The sequence below is a fragment of the Aggregatibacter sp. Marseille-P9115 genome, assembly GCF_920939465.1.
In the GTDB taxonomy this organism is placed as follows: Bacteria; Pseudomonadota; Gammaproteobacteria; order Enterobacterales; family Pasteurellaceae; genus Aggregatibacter; species Aggregatibacter segnis_B.
Map to the genome: position 1 here is coordinate 1643958 of NZ_OV100759.1, position 13807 is coordinate 1657764.

The 13807-nt window shown below is 41.5% G+C and carries 17 protein-coding genes; 11 read left to right on the forward strand and 6 right to left on the reverse strand.

The annotated features are described in order from the left end of the window. The first annotated feature begins 49 nt into the window (after positions 1 to 49). The 4 genes from mltA (at position 50) to LQ983_RS07915 (ending at position 4051) form a co-directional block, all read left to right on the forward strand. Complete coding sequence (gene mltA / locus LQ983_RS07900; protein ID WP_230622273.1) at positions 50 to 1156, forward strand: murein transglycosylase A; 1107 nt, start codon at positions 50 to 52, stop codon at positions 1154 to 1156. Beyond that, positions 1156 to 1926: a tRNA cyclic N6-threonylcarbamoyladenosine(37) synthase TcdA gene (gene tcdA / locus LQ983_RS07905; RefSeq protein ID WP_230622274.1), complete on the forward strand. Its 771-nt coding sequence runs from the start codon at positions 1156 to 1158 to the stop codon at positions 1924 to 1926. Before mltA ends, tcdA begins: the two co-directional genes overlap by 1 nt. Before the next feature lie 100 nt (positions 1927 to 2026). Beyond that, positions 2027 to 3109 carry a zinc ABC transporter substrate-binding protein ZnuA gene (znuA, locus tag LQ983_RS07910; RefSeq protein ID WP_230622275.1) on the forward strand — a complete coding sequence of 361 codons (1083 nt, stop codon included), beginning with the start codon at positions 2027 to 2029 and terminating at the stop codon, positions 3107 to 3109. A 129-nt stretch (positions 3110 to 3238) separates the two neighbouring features. Next, complete coding sequence (locus LQ983_RS07915) at positions 3239 to 4051, forward strand: 5'-nucleotidase, lipoprotein e(P4) family (RefSeq protein ID WP_212509869.1); 813 nt, start codon at positions 3239 to 3241, stop codon at positions 4049 to 4051. A gap of 111 nt (positions 4052 to 4162) precedes the next feature. On the opposite strand, the gene LQ983_RS07920 is transcribed toward LQ983_RS07915, so the two are convergent. Beyond that, positions 4163 to 5929: a protein-disulfide reductase DsbD gene (locus LQ983_RS07920; RefSeq protein WP_230622276.1), complete on the reverse strand. Its 1767-nt coding sequence runs from the start codon at positions 5927 to 5929 to the stop codon at positions 4163 to 4165. A gap of 153 nt (positions 5930 to 6082) precedes the next feature. Between LQ983_RS07920 and LQ983_RS07925 the strand changes: the two genes are divergently transcribed. Continuing rightward, positions 6083 to 6643 (forward strand): TIGR00730 family Rossman fold protein, encoded by a 561-nt coding sequence (locus tag LQ983_RS07925; RefSeq protein ID WP_230622277.1) that lies wholly within the window; start codon positions 6083 to 6085, stop codon positions 6641 to 6643. Positions 6644 to 6689: 46 nt separating this feature from the next. Here the strand turns inward: LQ983_RS07925 and LQ983_RS07930 are convergent, their stop codons facing one another. Then, on the reverse strand, positions 6690 to 6827 hold the full coding sequence (locus LQ983_RS07930) for a hypothetical protein (protein WP_230622278.1): 138 nt from the start codon (positions 6825 to 6827) through the stop codon (positions 6690 to 6692). Between the two features lie 34 nt (positions 6828 to 6861). On the opposite strand from LQ983_RS07930, the gene LQ983_RS07935 reads away from it, so the two are divergent. The 4 genes from LQ983_RS07935 (at position 6862) to smpB (ending at position 8949) form a co-directional block, all read left to right on the forward strand. Then, positions 6862 to 7128 (forward strand): type B 50S ribosomal protein L31, encoded by a 267-nt coding sequence (locus tag LQ983_RS07935; RefSeq protein ID WP_032997949.1) that lies wholly within the window; start codon positions 6862 to 6864, stop codon positions 7126 to 7128. Between the two features lie 9 nt (positions 7129 to 7137). Beyond that, positions 7138 to 7278, forward strand: coding sequence for a type B 50S ribosomal protein L36 (ykgO, locus tag LQ983_RS07940; RefSeq protein ID WP_006719061.1), 141 nt, complete (start codon positions 7138 to 7140; stop codon positions 7276 to 7278). A gap of 243 nt (positions 7279 to 7521) precedes the next feature. Beyond that, entirely contained in the window at positions 7522 to 8226 is a 705-nt protein-coding gene (arcA, locus tag LQ983_RS07945) for a two-component system response regulator ArcA (protein ID WP_032997947.1), read from the forward strand. 240 nt (positions 8227 to 8466) lie between these two features. After that, a complete protein-coding gene (smpB, locus tag LQ983_RS07950; protein ID WP_109128109.1) occupies positions 8467 to 8949 on the forward strand; it encodes an SsrA-binding protein SmpB in 483 nt (160 codons plus the stop codon). A gap of 73 nt (positions 8950 to 9022) precedes the next feature. Here the strand turns inward: smpB and cgtA are convergent, their stop codons facing one another. Genes cgtA through rplU form a run of 4 tightly spaced genes read right to left on the reverse strand, consistent with a single transcriptional unit; the run spans position 9023 to position 11799 of the window. Next, the gene (cgtA, locus tag LQ983_RS07955) at positions 9023 to 10198 is read right to left on the reverse strand and encodes an Obg family GTPase CgtA (protein WP_006719056.1); all 1176 of its coding nucleotides are present in this window, start codon (positions 10196 to 10198) and stop codon (positions 9023 to 9025) included. 27 nt (positions 10199 to 10225) lie between these two features. After that, the gene (locus LQ983_RS07960) at positions 10226 to 11152 is read right to left on the reverse strand and encodes a DMT family transporter (RefSeq protein WP_230622279.1); all 927 of its coding nucleotides are present in this window, start codon (positions 11150 to 11152) and stop codon (positions 10226 to 10228) included. 57 nt (positions 11153 to 11209) lie between these two features. Then, positions 11210 to 11467 carry a 50S ribosomal protein L27 gene (gene rpmA, locus LQ983_RS07965; RefSeq protein ID WP_005539872.1) on the reverse strand — a complete coding sequence of 86 codons (258 nt, stop codon included), beginning with the start codon at positions 11465 to 11467 and terminating at the stop codon, positions 11210 to 11212. Between the two features lie 20 nt (positions 11468 to 11487). Next, positions 11488 to 11799, reverse strand: a complete 312-nt coding sequence (gene rplU / locus LQ983_RS07970; RefSeq protein ID WP_006719042.1) for a 50S ribosomal protein L21 — start codon at positions 11797 to 11799, stop codon at positions 11488 to 11490. Positions 11800 to 12058: 259 nt separating this feature from the next. Here rplU and ispB point away from each other — a divergent pair, with 259 nt between their 5' ends. Together ispB and LQ983_RS07980 are read left to right on the forward strand one after the other, a co-directional pair. Further along, complete coding sequence (ispB, locus tag LQ983_RS07975; RefSeq protein WP_370636683.1) at positions 12059 to 13030, forward strand: octaprenyl diphosphate synthase; 972 nt, start codon at positions 12059 to 12061, stop codon at positions 13028 to 13030. 1 nt (position 13031) lies between these two features. After that, on the forward strand, positions 13032 to 13760 hold the full coding sequence (locus LQ983_RS07980) for an epoxyqueuosine reductase QueH (RefSeq protein ID WP_006719036.1): 729 nt from the start codon (positions 13032 to 13034) through the stop codon (positions 13758 to 13760). Positions 13761 to 13807: the final 47 nt, after the last annotated feature.

A 13807-nucleotide genomic window follows, 5' to 3' on the forward strand; every position in this document is an offset into this window, starting at 1 on the left:
GTAAAATTCGCCCCTCATTTATTTTGTTTATTTTTATTTAGGACTTTGTATGCGCCTTAATCAAATTATTTGGTCTAAATTGTTAACATTATCCGCCATTGTACTTTTGGCTTCTTGTTCCTCTAATGGTGGCAAAATGTCGCGCAACTCGGGAGCATCCGATGTTGATCCACAAAAATTCGGGGCGGTTTATCAGGGCAGAAGCTATCAACAAGCGATTTTGGCGCCCGTAAATCAAGTGGAGAACAAAAGTGCGGTCATAAACCAAGGCGATTTTTTAGCGCAGTTATCCAATATTCATAGTTATTCCGGCAAATTAAGCAGTAACTTTGCACCGATTTACGACAAGGTTACCGCCTGGGTGCTTGCTGGGGCAAACGTCAACGAATTGAATAATTTTGGGATTCATTCACAGGTGATGAAAGGCTTTGACGGCTATCAAAACGTGTTAATGACGGGCTATTATTCCCCGGTGATTCATGCTCGCCGCACACAGCAAGGTAAATATAACCAACCGATTTATGCGCTTCCGACACAAAAACGTTTTTCCCGCGCTGAAATTTATGCCGGCGCATTGAAAGGCAAAGGATTAGAACTGGCGTATAGTGATTCCATGATCGATAACTTCTTGCTTGGCGTACAAGGCAGTGGTTACGTCGATTTTGGTGAAGGTAATTTGAATTATTTTGCGTATGCCGGTCAAAATGGTTACCCGTACGCCGCCGTGGGGCGTTTGTTGGTGGAAGACGGCGAGATTCCGAAAGAAAAAATGTCTATTCAGGCGATTCGTGATTGGGCGAATGCAAATCCATCTCGGGTTCAAGGTTTGCTCGAACGTAATCCGTCTTATGTTTTCTTTAAAAATGATCCGCATGGCAAAGTGAAGGGCGCGGCAGGTGTGCCGTTAGTGCCAATGGCTTCGGTGGCTTCTGACCGTGGTGTGATTCCGCTAGGCAGTGTATTGCTCGTCGAAGTGCCACAAATTGACAATAGTGGGAACTGGACGGGAGAACATAAACTGCATTTGATGGTGGCATTAGATGTGGGCGGTGCGGTAAACGGACACCATTTCGATTTATATCGTGGTATCGGTGATCAGGCGGGTCATATTGCCGGCTTGTCAAAACATTATGGTCGCGTTTGGGTGTTACGCTAATGGCACGCGTGGATAATTACGAACAACGTTTCGGCGGTATCGGTCGTTTGTATGGCACTGAGGCTTTAGCCCGTTTACGTCAAGCACATATTTGTGTTATTGGCATTGGCGGTGTGGGTTCTTGGGCGGTGGAAGCGCTTGCTCGCTCAGGCGTGGGAAAAATCACGATGATTGATATGGATGATATTTGTGTCACGAATATTAATCGCCAAATTCATGCCTTGACGGGCAATATCGGTCAGCTCAAAACAGAGGTCATGCAGCAACGGGTGAAATTGATTAACCCCGAATGTGATGTCAATGTCATTGATGATTTTATTTCTGCGGAGAATTTATCCCAATATCTTCATGCAAGTTATGATTATGTCATTGATGCTATTGATAATGTCAAAACAAAAGCGGCGTTAATTGCCTACTGTAAACGCCATAAAATCAAGATTATCACTGTGGGGGGCGCCGGCGGGCAAACGGATCCAAGCCAAATTCAAATTGCCGATTTAAGCCGTACTATTCAAGATCCACTGCTGGCAAAAGTGCGGTCGGTTTTACGCAAGGATTATCATTTCATGCAAAATCCAAAACGTAAATTTTCCATCGAGGCGGTCTTTTCTACCCAACCACTGATTTTTCCTCAAATGGGGGAAAACTGCTCTACGTCTGCCACCATGAATTGTGCCAATGGGTTTGGTGCTGCGACGATGATTACAGCAACGTTTGGCTTTTTCGCAGTTTCCCGTGTTATTGATAAGTTATTACAGAAAAAAGATTGACTTATTTTTTTTAATAAAAAAAGATGGTCATCTAAATAAAAAAAGAGTAACCTAGCTGCGTTTTGTTCCACTTACCTATCTCATCATAGAAGGAAATACAATGACTCAATTAGTACAAGGTTTGAAAAAAACGGCGATTGCCGCAGCGATTCTTTCTTTCTCTGCCGTGGCTTCCGCTACGATTGTCACTTCCATTAAACCCCTTGGGTTTATTGCTAGCGCGATTGCAAATGGGGTAACAGATGTGGATGTATTAGTGCCGACAGGTGCATCTCCACACGATTACAACTTGAAACCCTCCGATGCACAAAAATTAAAATCTGCCGAAATGGTCGTTTGGATTGGGGAAGATGTAGATCTATTTTTGGATAAATCCATTGATGATCTGGACTATAAAAAAGTCTTAACCATCAAAGACATTGCCGCGATTGAACCTTTCCTCATGAAAGGCGAACATCATCACCATCATGGTGAAGGTGATGTCCATGAACACGGTCATGAAGGTCATCATCATGCTCATGAAGAGCATGGTCATAAACATATGCACGGTGATCACGATCATAAACACGAACATGCGCATGCAGAAGATGATCACAAGCACGAACATGCACACGCAGATCACGATCACAAACATGAAGCACATGATCATCATCATGACGATGATGCTTCGATTAACTGGCACGTATGGTATTCACCGGATATCAGTAAAGTTGTGGCACAACGTATTGCTGCGAAACTGGTAAAACAATATCCGGAGAAAAAAGCACTGATTGAAAAAAACATCGCGGAATTTGACCGCACTTTGGCTGAAACCAGCGTGAAAATTAAAGCGCAATTAGAAAGCGTAAAAGACAAAGGCTTCTATGTCTTCCACGATGCTTATGGCTATTTCAACCAGGCCTATGGTTTAAATCAAACCGGTTATTTCACCATTAATCCGTTGGTGGCGCCGGGCGCAAAAACCTTAGCAAAAATCAAAGAAGAAATTGCCGAACACAAAGTAAGCTGCTTATTTGCTGAGCCGCAGTTCACGCCAAAAGTGATTGAAAGTTTAAGCAAAGCGACACAAGTAAAAGTCGGACGCCTTGACCCGATGGGCGATAGCGTCAAAGCGGAAGGCAACCCTTATGCGGCTTTCTTGCAGTTTACCGCAGACAGCTATAGCCAATGCTTAGCGAAATAAATTTATCAATAAAAGGCATGCGTTAAACATGCCTTTTTTGTTTTTATAGCTATTGAATAAAATAGTCCCCTGATTCAAAATAGGGGCGCTATTGTTTTTAGCGATTTATCAAACCCAAAGGAGAATTTCATGAAAAAAACATTAAAAATGACCGCACTTGCCGTGGTTTCTGCGTTTGTATTAGCCGGTTGTACTCATAATGCGACACAAGGTGATGCGCAATTACAACAACAAGCAGTGTTAGGAATTAACTGGATGCAAGAATCCGGTGAATACGATGCGTTGGCGTATCAAGCTTTTAATACGGCGAAAGTTGCATTTGATCACGCTAAAGTGAAAAAAGGTAAGAAAAAAGCGGTTGTAGTGGATTTGGATGAAACCATGATCGATAACAGCCCATATGCAGGTTGGCAAATCCAAAACAACAAACCGTTTGATGGCAAAGATTGGACTCGCTGGGTTGATGCGAGAGAGTCAGGCGCTATTGCCGGTGCGGTAGAATTTAATAATTACGTCAATTCACACAAAGGCAAAATGTTCTATGTGTCTAATCGTAAAGACAAAAATGAAAAAGCCGGCACCATTGATGACATGAAACGTTTAGGTTTTACGGGTGTTGATGAATCTTCTCTTTACCTCAAAAAAGATAAATCAGCTAAATCTGCCCGTTTTGCTGAAATCGAAAGCCAAGGTTATGACATCGTACTTTATGTCGGTGATAACTTAGATGATTTCGGTGATGCAACACACGGTAAATTAAATGCAGATCGTCGTGATTTTGTGGCGAAAAACCAAGCGAAATTCGGTAAAACTTACATTGTGTTACCTAACCCGAACTACGGTGGCTGGGAAGGCGGTTTAGCCAAAGATTATTTCAAAGGCGATTCCCAAAGCAAAGTGAAAGCCCGTTTAGATGCTATTAAAGCATGGAGCGGTAAATAATTTCCTTGCGAAAAAACGCCGATAAAAATCACCGCACTTGAAGTAAACCTCAAGTGCGGTTTTTTATTGTTTCATTTGATACAGAAAAAACCAGTTAATTTTTATTCATTATTAATGATTGGCGTTTTTAGCTGCTTGGAGCGTTTGCAAAAATGTTTCGCTTTCCATAAAACCGGTAATGCGCTGGGCTGCGATTTCTTTGCCTTCAGCATTAAAGAAAATCAGTGTCGGCAAGCCGGTTACCGCGAGCTGTTTCATTAAAGTGCGGTTATTTTCGCTGTTGTTTGTCATGTCGATTCTTAACAGTAAAACGTCTTTTAAAGCGGCTTGTACCTTTGAATCGGCAAAGGTTTTATGATCAAACTCTTTACAGGCAATACACCAATCTGCATAGAGATCCAGCATTGCCATGGATTTGGGATTTTGTGCTAACACTTGTTGAAGTTCGTCGTAGCTGTGTACTTGTTGAAATTCAAGTGAATTTTGAACCGAACTTTGGGTTTCTGTCGGTTGCGTATGATTCTGCCATAGCCATGTTTGTAACGGCTGAGCGAGTGCCATGGCTGCGATGAGGGATACAATGCGGAAGAATAATCCGATGCCGGTGGAACGCATTTGCATGGCTAGCCAGACAAAGAAACTTACGCCGAGTAATGCCCATAAACGAGGTTCCCAAACGGCAGGAAGAATACGGGAAAGTAAAAACACCGGTAACGCTAACATGACAAAACCAAATGCGGTTTTTACGTTTTCCATCCAAGCGCCGGATTTTGGTAGGATTTTGTTGCCGAATACGGTAATTAGAATGAGCGGTAAACCCATGCCAAGAGCTAATAAATACAAGGTTAATGCACCAATCACAAAATCCCCGGATTGCGCCACATACAGCAATGCGCCGGAGAGTGGAGCAGAGGTGCAAGGGGATGCCACTAAACCGGCGATTGCGCCCATGGCGAATACACCGAAAAAGGCACCGCTCTTTTGTTGCTGACTGAACTGAGTTAGTTTGGTTTGTAGTGAGGACGGCAGTTGTAAGGTAAAGACACCGAACATTGAAAGTGCCAGCAAGGTGAAAACAAGCGACAACCCAATTAAAACATAAGGGCTTTGTAAGGCTACTTGGAACGGCAAGCCAATGAGCACGACCAATAAACCCAATAAAGTATAAGTTAATGCCATGCCTTGCACATACACGAAACTTAACGCCACGGCACGCCATGTATTACTTTGTTCTGTCCGGCTACCGATTACGATGGCTGATAACAACGGTAGCATCGGGAGGACGCAAGGGGTAAAAGCCAACCCGATACCGAGGACAAAGAACCACAACATGGCATACTTGCTCTGAAATAGGCTGTCAGCAAGTTGATTTTGTTGTGATGATAAAACATCTGAATTTCCTGCCGCACTTTCTAATTCATCCGCTTTCAGTTGCTCGGTCATAGCCACTTGTGGAATTTCACCGAGTATAAATTGTTTGGTTTCCGGAGGATAACAAAAGCCTTGGGTACAACCTTGGTAGGTAACGTTTAAAAGATCTTGCGCACCTTTATTTGGCAACGGTAACTTAAGGGCAAGCTGGTGTTTGAAAATATTTACTGTGCCGAAATAAGGATCTTGATACTGTTCCGCTGTAGTTAAAAATTGCGGTTGAACGTCAATTGGCTGACCGTTAAGTGAAAATTCCAGCTTGTCTTGGTAAAGATAGTAATTGTCGATAATTTGCCAATTCAACAAAATATTTTCATACTGCTGTTCTGCATGTAGCTGAAATGCTTGATCCACCGGTAAAAATTTCGGTTTATTATTGAAGAGATCGGCAGCTTGTAGGCTCAATGTTGTGAGTAAACAGAACGCGAGAAGAAGATATTTTTTCATAAGATATAGTGATGATTTTCCATAAAATGGGGCACATTCTAGCACTACAGAAAACAAATTGCTGTAAAATATCGCACCTTATGGTCGCGTTTTTGGTGAAATAAATTCACAGCGAGCCGACTTTATACGAAGTCATATTATTGAGGGAATAAAATGAATATCACCGTTTATTGTGGTGCGGCATTGGGAAATGTACCGGCATATCAGCAGGCAACAATTGAGTTAGGTAAATGGCTTGCACAACATCATCATCGATTGATTTATGGTGGTGGCAAAGTAGGACTCATGGGACTGTTGGCAGATACCGTATTATCTCATGGTGGGGAAGTGATAGGCGTGATTCCGGCATTTTTACGAGAAAGGGAAGTCGCGCACAGTGGTTGTACAGAAATTATCGTGGTCAATTCTATGGCGGAACGGAAAGCAAAGATGTTGGCATTTGCTGATGCTTGTATTGCGTTGCCTGGTGGACCGGGAACACTAGAAGAAATCTGTGAAGTGTATTCTTGGGCGCGTATTGGGCAAAATCCTCATCCTTGTATTTTATTTAACCAAGACGGTTTTTATGAACCGCTCAGAAATATGTATCAAGGCATGGTAAGTGAGGGATTCTTGAGTCAAACACATTTTGAAAAATTATTATTCAGCACAGATCTTCTTGAAATAGAACAGTTTATTAAATCCTATCAAGCACCTGAAATAAGAACTTATTAGGTTTTTATTAAAGTGCGGTCGAAAATAACATTGTTTTTTATAAAAATTAATTAGGCGTTTTTGGTGTTTTTCTAAGTTGTTTTTGCTTATGTAAAGCTTGATTTAACACTTTTTTCCACTCTCTTATTTTTTTACTTAAAATAAGTTTGCTTGGACAGCATTTTTTGTGTAACATGGCGCGCATTGTTATTTTTTATCAAGAAATAAGGTTGTGTAAAATGAAAAAAGGGATTCATCCGGAAAATTATCGTACCGTTCTTTTTTATGATTCCAATGCTAAGCAAGGCTTTTTGATTCGCTCTTGTGCCAGAACCACAAACACCATGAAGTGGGAAGATGGCAAAGAATATCCGGTGTTTATGTGTGATACGTCCTCGGCATCACATCCATTTTATACCGGTAAAGTTAGACAAGTTGCCAATGAAGGTCGCGCCAGCGATTTTGCTAACCGTTATGGCAAGTTCGGCATCTTCAAATCAAAATAAGGAATGTTTATGCAAGTTTTATCTTCATTAAAAACAGCAAAAACTCGCCATCCTGGTTGCAAAGTTGTACGTCGTCATGGTGTCGTATATGTGATTTGTAAAGAAAACCCACGTTTTAAAGCGCGTCAAGGTGGTAAGAAAAAACGTTGATTTCTCTCGTACTTTAGCTTTGTGTGTAACTTTAGCTAATCCTTCAATAATGTTGTTTATTGAAGGATTTTTTATTTGTCGAATCCTGTGGATTTTATGATATAGATCATAAAATCAAAGGCGAATAAATTCTCATTTAATCGTTTTTGTTGTTACAATAATGTTGCAATTATAAAATTCAGGCTATGTGTTGTCGAATAACTGAATACCTAAGTAATAACTAAGAAAATGAAGGATTTGCTAATGCAAACACCACAAATTTTAATTGTTGAAGATGAAACGATTACCAGAAATACATTAAAAAGTATTTTTGAAGCCGAAGGATATGATGTTTTTGAAGCGGCTGATGGTTCCCAAATGCACCGAATTCTAGAAACAGAAGACATTAATTTGGTCATTATGGATATTAATTTGCCGGGGAAAAATGGTTTGATGCTTGCACGTGAATTGCGTGAGAATGCAGACATCGCATTGATGTTTTTAACCGGTCGGGATAATGAAGTGGATAAAATTCTCGGCTTGGAAATTGGGGCCGATGATTACATTACCAAACCGTTTAATCCACGTGAATTAACGATTCGTGCACGTAATTTATTACAGCGCACAATGCAGGAAAATCAGCGTGCTCATCAAATCGAACAATATAAATTTAATGGTTGGACATTAGATTTAAATAGCCGTACTTTGGTTACGCCAGAAGGCGAAGAGCGTAAGCTACCACGCAGTGAATTTCGTGCTATGTTGCATTTCTGCGAAAATCCGGGAAAAATTCAAACCCGTGAAGAATTATTGAAAAAAATGACAGGGCGCGAACTTAAGCCACAAGATCGCACGGTGGATGTCACGATTCGCCGTATTCGAAAACATTTTGAAGATCATCCTGATACACCGGAAATCATCACGACCATTCACGGGGAAGGTTATCGCTTCTGTGGAGAGCTAGAATAAAGAGAATCAGCGCATTAGGCGCTGATTTTTTTATCCCCAAAGAAAAAGTGCGGTGAGGTTTTTTGCAGTTTTGATGTAAGCGGAAATGACCGGATACATTTCACTCCTTAATCGTATCAAAAATCAACAAGCCGCCCTTATTGCCAAATGGGAGCCAAATTATCCTTATTGTGTGCTTTTGCTATCTTTGCGTGGATTCGGTAGAATGTGCGCCAATTTATGTTTAATTTCCAATAATATATGACCAAGAAAAAAGTAAAACCCGGTTCTAATACGATCGCATTAAATAAGCGCGCGAGACACGATTATTTTATTGAAGATGAAATTGAGGCTGGTCTTGAATTGCAAGGCTGGGAAGTGAAATCTATGCGCGCCGGCAAAGCAAATTTAAGTGATAGTTATGTTATTTTTAAAAATGGTGAAGCTTTTTTATTTGGTGCGAGTATTCAACCCTTAAGCGTAGCATCGACACATGTGGTGTGTGACCCAACCCGCACCCGTAAATTATTGCTGAAACAACGTGAATTGGATTCTTTGTTCGGCAAAGCAAATCGTGATGGATTTACGTTAATTGCCCTTTCTTTATATTGGAAAGGTGCATGGGCAAAAGTCAAAATTGGTTTAGCGAAGGGTAAGAAACAACAGGATAAGCGAGAAGATATTAAAGAACGTGAGTGGAAAGTGGCAAAAGAGCGAATCATGAAAAATGCGCGAAAAGGCTAGTTTTCTTTGCTGTAACCACAAAAAGTGCGGTCAAAATTTTCTGTGAATTTTGACCGCACTTTTTTATATCTGATTAAGGCTTGTAAATAATTTCTACGCCTTCCTCATCTTCTTCTGACCAGTCATCCCAGTCGTCATCATCTTCATCATCAAAATCAGCATTTTCTAATTGCTCTTGATGGTAATCTTCCCATTTGAATTTGACTTCTTCGTTTTCTACTGGCGTTTCTTCCGTTTCACGTGGATGCGCTTCTAGGAAATCCATGATGTCGCGACACAGTTGAGGAACATTTTTTCCAGCCGCAGCAGAGATCAAATAATAATCTTCTTCCCAGCCTAAGCGTTTAGCAATTTCTTCTGCACGTTCATGAGCTTCTTCGTCGCTCATCGTATCGATTTTGTTGAACACCAGCCAACGTGGTTTATCCGCTAAGGATTCACTGTATTGGAAGAGTTCAGATTCGATAATTGCTACGTTATCTGCAGGATCAGAATCGTCAATCGGGTTGATATCCACTAAGTGAATTAATACGCGACAACGTTCTAAGTGTTTCAAGAAACGAATACCTAATCCAGCACCTTCTGATGCACCCTCAATTAATCCAGGAATGTCTGCGATAACGAAACTGCGATTGTCATCTACTTTCACCACGCCTAGGCTTGGTACTAAAGTGGTAAACGGGTAATCAGCGACTTTCGGTTTAGCTGCAGAAACGGCACGGATAAAAGTAGATTTGCCGGCATTTGGTAAACCGAGCATCCCAACATCGGCGAGCAACATTAATTCTAATAGTAAATCGCGTTTTTCACCCGGTGTCCCCATGGTTTTTTGGCGTGGAGCGCGGTTAATGGAGGATTTGAAACGAGTATTACCTAATCCATGATAACCACCTTTGGCAACTAATAATCGCATGCCATTTTTGGTTAAATCACCGATAATTTCTTGAGTGTCGTTATCAATAGCACGCGTTCCCACCGGTACACGTAAAGTAATGTCTTTGCCTCGATGTCCGGTACAGTTTGCACTGCGTCCGTTTTCACCGCGTTCGGCGGCAAAGCGCTTTTCAAAACGGTAATCGATAAGCGTGTTGAGGTTTTCGTCAGCGATTAAATAAACGTCACCACCGTCACCACCATCGCCCCCATCCGGACCGCCTTTGGGAATATATTTTTCACGACGGAAACTGGCACAGCCGTTGCCTCCGTCACCTGCTTCGACACGAATCAAAGCTTCATCAATAAATTTCATTCAACTTCTCCAAAATACTGAAAATTACTACCGCGCTTTTGGGCGAGCAGGGAATAACTTGTGCCCGATGGCGGATAAAATTGCCCCGCATACTACAATAAACGCACCGATATAGCTAATAGTATTTAGTTCAGGGGCGGCAAAATTTGTTGGGTCGATACAGTGGGCAAGGTGCGCAAATAAAATAGTAAACAACGGAACCAAGGTAATGACCACGCTGACTTTTGACACTTCCCAACGATTTAATGCTTCAGCATAAGCACCATAACCAAATAGCGTATTTAAACAACAGTAAATTAAGCAACCAAGGCTGATAGGCGTTAAACCTTGTACTTGTGAAAATTTAGCAAAAGGCGTAAAGACAAGGGCGCAACCAAAATAGATCATCAGCAAAATTTGTTGTGAGCTGAATTTTCTTAGCATGAGTTTTTGCGCCATGCCGTAAGCAACCCATATTAAAGATGCGCTAATACTGAGAAAAACGCCGGTGGAGTAGGTATTTAATCCGCTAAAGATTGCTAAGCGATCATTAAAAAAGAAGCCTAAACCGATGGTTAATAAGACCAAACCGATTTTTTGGTGTAACCCTAATTTTTCTTTAAAAATCACAACACCGCAAATGAGCATACCAAAAGAGGACAAATGGATAAAAATTTGTGCAACGGAAGGCTCAATGTAATTGAGTGAGCTATTAAATAAGAAAAAATTACCGGCTAATCCGAGTACGCCAACCATAACTAACGTACTGTAATAACCCAGTTTTGATATGTTGGGCAATGCTTTTTTGTAGCCAAGGAGTAAAAATAAAACAATACTGGCAACAATAAAGCGATACCAAACAATGGTTTCCACATTCATGGCAGAAACCACTTGCTTTAATGCAATAGGCAAAGAGCCCCATGCCATGGAGGTAATGAGGGCAAAAAGAAAACCTAACATGGGTTGTTGTTTCATGATTTTACCTACAAAAAAGCCCTGCATAAGCAGGGCGTTTTATTCTGTTTTATAAAATTATTCAGTAACAATACTTACGTATTTACGGCTTTTCTCGCCTTTTACTTCAAATTTTACTTTACCATCGGCTGTCGCGAATAAGGTGTGGTCACGTCCCATTCCAACGTTGTTGCCCGCGTGGAATTTAGTACCACGTTGACGAACGATGATGCTACCTGCTAATACAGATTCACCACCGAAACGTTTAACACCAAGACGTTTAGCTTCAGAATCACGACCGTTACGAGTTGAACCACCAGCTTTTTTAGTTGCCATCTACTTGATCTCCTCTGAAATTATGCTTGAATCCCAGTGATTTTCACTTCTGTGAACCACTGACGATGACCTTGTTGTTTACGGCTGTGTTTGCGACGACGGAATTTAACGATTTTAATTTTATCGCCACGACCTTGTGCAACTACTTCAGCCACTACTTTTGCACCAGCAACTACTGGGGCACCGATTTTAACATCTTCACCATTAACGACCATCAACACTGAATCGAATTCAACTGTTGCGCCAGTTGCAAGTTCAAGTTTTTCTAAACGAACGACTTGACCTTCGCTTACTCGGTGTTGTTTACCGCCACTTTGGAAAACTGCGTACATAAATACTCCGCTATAATTGTGCTCTAATGTTGTTTCATTTCGCACATAAAATTCATATAAATAGGGCGCAAATTCTACGTAAAAATTTAGGGGATAGCAAGAACTTATTTACGATAAAATAAAAAAATTGGCAATTTAGGTAGTTTAATTTCAGAAAGGGAGAAAAATCGGGTAGAATCAACCGCACTTTCGTTTTGAATTTCATCTACTTCCCCTAATTTTAAGTGGCTTAATTATAGAAATGAATACAACAAACTTAATGGATATGAAGGCAATCCAGGCGTTAAGCCAAGCGGATATGCAAAAAGTGAACGAATCGATTTTAGCCCAACTGAACTCAGATGTGGTGTTGATTAATCAATTGGGATTCTACATTGTGCAAGGCGGTGGCAAACGCATTCGTCCCTTAATTGCCGTGTTGGCGGCAAGAGCCTTAGGTTTTGAAGGACAAAAAGCCATTACGTGTGCCACCTTTGTCGAATTTATTCATACAGCGTCTTTGTTGCATGATGATGTCGTGGATGAATCGGATATGCGTCGTGGGCGTGCTACGGCAAATGCAGAATTTGGTAATGCCGCAAGCGTGTTGGTGGGGGATTTCATTTATACCCGCGCGTTCCAATTGGTTGCTCAGCTGGAATCGTTAAAAATTTTGCGCATTATGGCGGATGCCACTAATGTGTTGGCAGAAGGCGAAGTGCAACAATTAATGAATGTGAACGATCCGCAAACTAGCGAAGAAAATTATATGCGGGTGATTTACAGTAAAACCGCCCGTTTATTTGAGGTGGCGGCGCAAGCTGCCGCAATCATTGCCGATGCGGATGACGAGCAGGAAAAAGCATTACAGAATTACGGTCGTTATCTCGGCACGGCATTCCAGTTAGTGGATGATGTGCTAGATTACAGCGCGAGTGCCAAAGCCTTAGGGAAAAATGTGGGTGATGATTTAGCCGAAGGCAAACCGACACTTCCTTTATTACACGCGATGCATCACGGCAATGCACAACAAGCCGCATTAATTCGCGAAGCCATCGAACAAGGCGGAAAACGCGAGGCCATTGATGAGGTGTTAGCTATTATGGCAGAACATAAATCCCTTGATTACGCGATGGATCGCGCTAAACAAGAAGCACAAAAAGCCGTTGATGCGATTCAGATTCTGCCGGAAAGCGAGTATAAACAAGCGTTGATTTCCTTGGCATATTTATCTGTAGATAGAAGCTATTAAGATGACAGAACAACAATCTCAAAGTGCGGTCGGTTTTCAACATAAAACACGCAAACAAAAACCGCGCAAAGATCCAAATGCACCTTTTATTCGTGAAAAATTGGAATTGCCTGAAGGGCACAATAAACTGCTTTTGCACTCCTGTTGTGCGCCTTGCTCGGGTGAGGTGATGGAAGCCATTTTGGCGTCCGGTATTGAATTTACGATTTATTTCTACAACCCGAACATTCACCCGTTAAAAGAATATTTGATTCGCAAAGAAGAAAATATTCGTTTTGCGCAAAAATTTGGTATTCCATTTATTGATGCCGACTATGATCGTCAAGAATGGTTTGACCGTGCCAAAGGCATGGAATGGGAGCCGGAACGAGGCATTCGTTGTACCATGTGTTTTGATATGCGTTTTGAAAAAGCGGCTGAATATGCTCATGAGCACGGTTTCCCGGTATTCACCAGTTGCCTTGGCATTTCTCGCTGGAAAGACATGGAGCAAATTAACGGTTGCGGTCATCGTGCGGCAGAAAAATATGACGATGTGATTTATTGGGATTATAACTGGCGCAAAGAAGGAGGCTCACAACGGATGATTGAAATCAGTAAACGCGAGCGTTTTTATCAGCAAGAATATTGCGGTTGTGTTTATTCGTTGCGTGACAGCAATAAGTGGCGCGAACAAACCGGTCGCCAAAAGATTGAAATCGGTAAACTTTATTATTCCCCCAATCAGTAAGTCATTCCATGTATTGATGAATGGCAGATAAATTTCAGGTTAAGCTT

Coding starts and splice junctions, on each gene's coding strand:
- tcdA (WP_230622274.1), top strand. CDS start 1,156: ATGGCACGCGTGGATAATTACGAACAACGTTTCGGCGGTATCGGTCGT.
- LQ983_RS07925 (WP_230622277.1), top strand. CDS start 6,083: ATGAATATCACCGTTTATTGTGGTGCGGCATTGGGAAATGTACCGGCA.
- LQ983_RS07930 (WP_230622278.1), bottom strand. CDS start 6,827: ATGCGCGCCATGTTACACAAAAAATGCTGTCCAAGCAAACTTATTTTA.
- LQ983_RS07980 (WP_006719036.1), top strand. CDS start 13,032: ATGACAGAACAACAATCTCAAAGTGCGGTCGGTTTTCAACATAAAACA.
- LQ983_RS07920 (WP_230622276.1), bottom strand. CDS start 5,929: ATGAAAAAATATCTTCTTCTCGCGTTCTGTTTACTCACAACATTGAGC.
- LQ983_RS07915 (WP_212509869.1), top strand. CDS start 3,239: ATGAAAAAAACATTAAAAATGACCGCACTTGCCGTGGTTTCTGCGTTT.
- rpmA (WP_005539872.1), bottom strand. CDS start 11,467: ATGGCAACTAAAAAAGCTGGTGGTTCAACTCGTAACGGTCGTGATTCT.
- znuA (WP_230622275.1), top strand. CDS start 2,027: ATGACTCAATTAGTACAAGGTTTGAAAAAAACGGCGATTGCCGCAGCG.
- LQ983_RS07935 (WP_032997949.1), top strand. CDS start 6,862: ATGAAAAAAGGGATTCATCCGGAAAATTATCGTACCGTTCTTTTTTAT.
- ispB (WP_370636683.1), top strand. CDS start 12,059: ATGGATATGAAGGCAATCCAGGCGTTAAGCCAAGCGGATATGCAAAAA.
- LQ983_RS07960 (WP_230622279.1), bottom strand. CDS start 11,152: ATGAAACAACAACCCATGTTAGGTTTTCTTTTTGCCCTCATTACCTCC.
- cgtA (WP_006719056.1), bottom strand. CDS start 10,198: ATGAAATTTATTGATGAAGCTTTGATTCGTGTCGAAGCAGGTGACGGA.
- arcA (WP_032997947.1), top strand. CDS start 7,522: ATGCAAACACCACAAATTTTAATTGTTGAAGATGAAACGATTACCAGA.
- ykgO (WP_006719061.1), top strand. CDS start 7,138: ATGCAAGTTTTATCTTCATTAAAAACAGCAAAAACTCGCCATCCTGGT.
- rplU (WP_006719042.1), bottom strand. CDS start 11,799: ATGTACGCAGTTTTCCAAAGTGGCGGTAAACAACACCGAGTAAGCGAA.
- mltA (WP_230622273.1), top strand. CDS start 50: ATGCGCCTTAATCAAATTATTTGGTCTAAATTGTTAACATTATCCGCC.
- smpB (WP_109128109.1), top strand. CDS start 8,467: ATGACCAAGAAAAAAGTAAAACCCGGTTCTAATACGATCGCATTAAAT.